The organism is Aeromicrobium sp. (assembly GCF_049586495.1).
In the GTDB taxonomy this organism is placed as follows: Bacteria; Actinomycetota; Actinomycetes; order Propionibacteriales; family Nocardioidaceae; genus Aeromicrobium.
In genome coordinates, this window is sequence record NZ_JBAVCB010000009.1 from 1 (window position 1) to 3861 (window position 3861).

The following is a 3861-nucleotide window of genomic DNA, read 5'->3' on the forward strand; positions in this document are numbered from 1 at the left end:
GGATCTGGAAGAGCACGACGTCCAGATCATCGTGGCGCCGTCCTTGGCCAACATCGCCGGCCCTCGAGTTCACGTTCGGCCCGTCGCAGGGCTGCCGCTGCTGCACGTGGAGCAGCCGGCGTACCGAGGTGCGGCCCGCTGGATCAAGATTGTTTTCGATGTGGTGGGCAGCGCCGTCCTGCTGATCATTTTCTCCCCGGTCTTCCTCGTGGCAGCCGTGTGGATCAAGCTGACCACCCGCGGTCCCGTGTTCTACCGGCAGGAGCGGGTTGGCCACGAAGGACGCACCTTCGCCATGATCAAGTTCCGGTCGATGGTCGTTGGCGCCGACGCGATGCTCGAGCAGCTGGAGGCCGACACCGGCAACGAGGTGCTGTTCAAGATGCGCGACGACCCGCGCGTCACCCGGGTGGGGCGGCTGCTGCGTCGTACCTCGATCGATGAGCTCCCGCAGCTGATCAACGTGCTCAAGGGAGACATGAGTCTCGTCGGCCCGCGCCCGCCGCTGGCGTCCGAGGTGTCCGGCTACGCCACCGAGGTGCACCGGCGGCTGCTTGTTCGGCCCGGCATGACCGGCCCGTGGCAGGTCTCGGGTCGATCTAACCTGGGCTGGGAAGAGTCGGTGCGTCTTGACCTGTACTACGTGGAAAACTGGTCGATCGTCGGGGACGTGCTGATCTTGTGGAAGACTTTGCGGGCCGTGGTGTCTTCAGAGGGAGCGTACTAGTGACCGATGAAGCGCCCGACTCCGTTTCCAACGGCTTCGCCGATCTGGGACTGTCCGACGAGATCGTGACGACGCTGGCGCGGCTGGGGTACGAGACCCCCACGCCGATCCAGACGCAGGCCATTCCCACGCTGCTGTCCGGCCGTGACGTCGTCGGCCTGGCTGAGACCGGAACCGGCAAGACCGCCGCCTTCACGCTGCCGATGCTGCAGCGGATCGATCCGCACGCCGCGCACGTCCAAGCCCTCGTCCTCGCTCCCACGCGTGAGCTTGCCCTGCAGGTGTCAGAAGCCGTGCGCTCCTACGCGCAGAGCATGCCCGGTGTTCGAGTGCTGCCGGTGTATGGCGGCCAGGGCTACAACGTGCAGCTGGCGGGCCTTCGCCGCGGCGCGCACATCGTGGTCGGCACGCCGGGCCGGGTCATCGACCACCTCGATCGCGGCAGCCTCGACCTCAGCTCACTCGAGGTTCTGGTGCTCGACGAGGCCGATGAGATGCTCAACATGGGCTTCGCCGAGGACGTCGAGCGGATTCTGAGCGGCACGCCGGAGTACAAGCAGGTGGCGTTGTTCTCCGCCACCATGCCTAAGCAGATCCGGGCCATCGCGAAGAAGCACCTGCACGACCCGGCCGACATCTCCACGCCCAAGGCCACCACGTCGACCACTTCGGTCCGCCAGCGTTGGATCCAGGTTTCGCAGCACCACAAGGTCGATGCCCTGACACGGCTGCTCGAGGTCGAGACCGGCGACGCCATGCTGGTGTTCGTCCGCACCAAGTCAGCCACCGAGGAGCTTGCGCAGCGACTCCGGGCTCGCGGCCACAATGCCGCGCCGCTGAACGGCGATCTTGTGCAGGCCCAGCGCGAGCGTACCGTCAGCCAGCTCAAGGCCGGCGCCCTCGACATCATCGTTGCCACCGACGTCGCCGCGCGCGGTCTGGACGTCGAACGCATCACGCACGTGGTCAACTACGACATCCCGCACGACACCGAGGCCTACGTGCACCGTATCGGTCGCACCGGCCGCGCTGGTCGCACGGGCGACGCCATCTTGTTCGTCACCCCGCGAGAACGCCGCATGTTGCAGGCCATCGAGAAGGTGTCAGGCCGGCCCGTGGAGCAGATGCCGGTGCCCTCGGCCGAGGAGGTCAACGAGAGCCGCACGTCGCGCTTCTCCCAGACCATCACCGACAGCCTGGGCTCGCCGCAGTTCCACGCCTTCCGGGGCCTGGTCGAGCAGTACGCCACCTCCAACGAGGTCAGCATGGCCGATGTCGCCGCCGCGCTGGCCGTCATGAGCCAGGACGACAAGGACTTCTTCCTGAGCCCCGACCCGCCCAAGGCGGAGCGTCGAGAACGTCCCGATCGACCCGAACGCACCGAGTGGTCCGAGCGTCCACCGCGCAGTCGGTCCGAGCACTCCGCACCACGCGACGGCCGCGTCGCCTACCGGTTGAACGTCGGCAAGCGTCACAAGATCGGCCCGTCGTCGGTGGTGGGCGCCTTGGCCAATGAGGGAGGCCTGAAGCGCTCCGACTTCGGCCGCATCACGATCGGGCAGGATCACACGCTGGTCGAGCTGCCGGCCGACCTGCCCCCGGCCGTGTTCGAGGCACTCGAGCGCACGCGCATCTCCGGGCGCCTGATCGACATGCGCCGCGACGACGGTCCGCCCATCCGTCGCACCCGTGAGGACCGCAAGCCCTATCAAGGCAAGAACAAGGGCGAGGGCGGACCCCCGCAGCGCAAGCCGAGGCACGGAAAGAGCTGATCGATGTACCGCCTGAAGAATGCAAGGCGGCGGTACGACTGGGGATCCGAGACCGACATTCCTGCGTTCGCCGGCGAGCCCGGCGACGGCATGCCGGTGGCCGAGGAGTGGATGGGCACGCACCCGCTCGGGGAGTCGCTGGCCGTCGAGCGTGACGGCGTGCTGGTCCCCTTGTCGACAGTCAGCGGCGAGCTGCCGTTCATGTTCAAGATTCTGGCTGCCGCGCGTCCGCTGTCAGTCCAGGTGCACCCGTCGGCGAAGATCGCCCGGGCCGGTTATGAGGCTGAACAATCCGCCGGAGTGCGGCTCGATGACCCCGCTCGTACGTTCAAGGATCCCCACCACAAGCCGGAGATGGCGTACGCCCTGACCACCTTTGACTCACTGGTCGGATTTCGCCCGACCGCCGAGATCCTGCGCATCCTGCACGGGCTCGACGTGCCGCTGGCTCAGCGCCTGGCTGGTGTGCTCACGGCCGATCCGGGATTTGCGGGCATCGTCCGGCTGGTTGAGGACGTCCTGTCCGGGGGGGCGACCCGGGATGCCGTCGATGCGATCGTGGCCGCCTGTGCCGATCTGGTGAGCCGCGGCATCGACATCAAGCGGGCCTACGCCACGGTGGTCGAGGTCGCCCACGACCACCCCGGCGATCCCGGCGTCGTCATCGCCCTGCTGCTCAACCGACTGACCCTGCAGCCCGGCGAGGCCGCGTTTCTCGGAGACGGCATCATTCACGCGCACCTGCGGGGCATGTGTCTGGAGATCATGGCCACCTCCGACAACGTGCTGCGCGCTGGCCTGACCTCCAAGCCACTGGACCCCGTCGGGCTGGTCGAGTGCCTCGACGCCGGCATGTCCCGGTTGGCGCGGGTCACGCCCATGTTGTTCGGCGCCTCCATCGACGTCTTCGCCCCCGACGTCCGCGAGTTCGCGTTGGCCGTCGGGCAGTGCTCGAATGGCGAACCTGGTGGCATCGAGCTGCCGCCGTCCGAGCAACGCATCCTCGTGTGCACCGGGGGAGACGTCCAGGTCGTCAACGCCGCTGGCGAGCAGCTGGCGCTGAGCCGTGGTCAGTCGATGTACGCAGGGCCGGACGACGGCACGCTGCGAGTCGTAGGAGTCGGCGAGGTCGCGCAGGCGTATCTGCCGCCTCCGGACGAGTCCGACGCAGAGGCGTTGCTGATCGACCTCGTCTGAACTGTGGACATCTCGGCGGTATCAAAGTGGTTTGTCAGACCCCTGCTCTAGGTTTGATATATGCGGCAATCGCAGGGGAATGACGAGCAGCGACTCACCGCTGCCGCGGCTTCCCGAGCCCGGGCTGAGCACGCCGAGTGGTCCGAGATGCTGACCTACTCGAAC

General features: G+C 67.3%; 3 protein-coding genes. All 3 read left to right on the forward strand.

Annotated features, from left to right (window positions below; all coding sequences use genetic code 11):
* On the forward strand, nucleotides 1-727 hold a 727-nt coding region (locus WB508_RS00310), incomplete at its 5' end, for a sugar transferase (protein ID WP_423842871.1).
* Nucleotides 727-2499, forward strand: a complete 1773-nt coding sequence (locus WB508_RS00315) for a DEAD/DEAH box helicase (protein WP_423842872.1) — start codon at nucleotides 727-729, stop codon at nucleotides 2497-2499. The genes WB508_RS00310 and WB508_RS00315, both read left to right, overlap by 1 nt.
* Nucleotides 2500-2502: 3 nt before the next feature.
* Nucleotides 2503-3696, forward strand: a complete 1194-nt coding sequence (gene manA / locus WB508_RS00320; protein ID WP_423842873.1) for a mannose-6-phosphate isomerase, class I — start codon at nucleotides 2503-2505, stop codon at nucleotides 3694-3696.
* Nucleotides 3697-3861 lie beyond the last annotated feature (165 nt).

Coding starts and splice junctions, on each gene's coding strand:
- manA (WP_423842873.1), top strand. CDS start 2,503: ATGTACCGCCTGAAGAATGCAAGGCGGCGGTACGACTGGGGATCCGAG.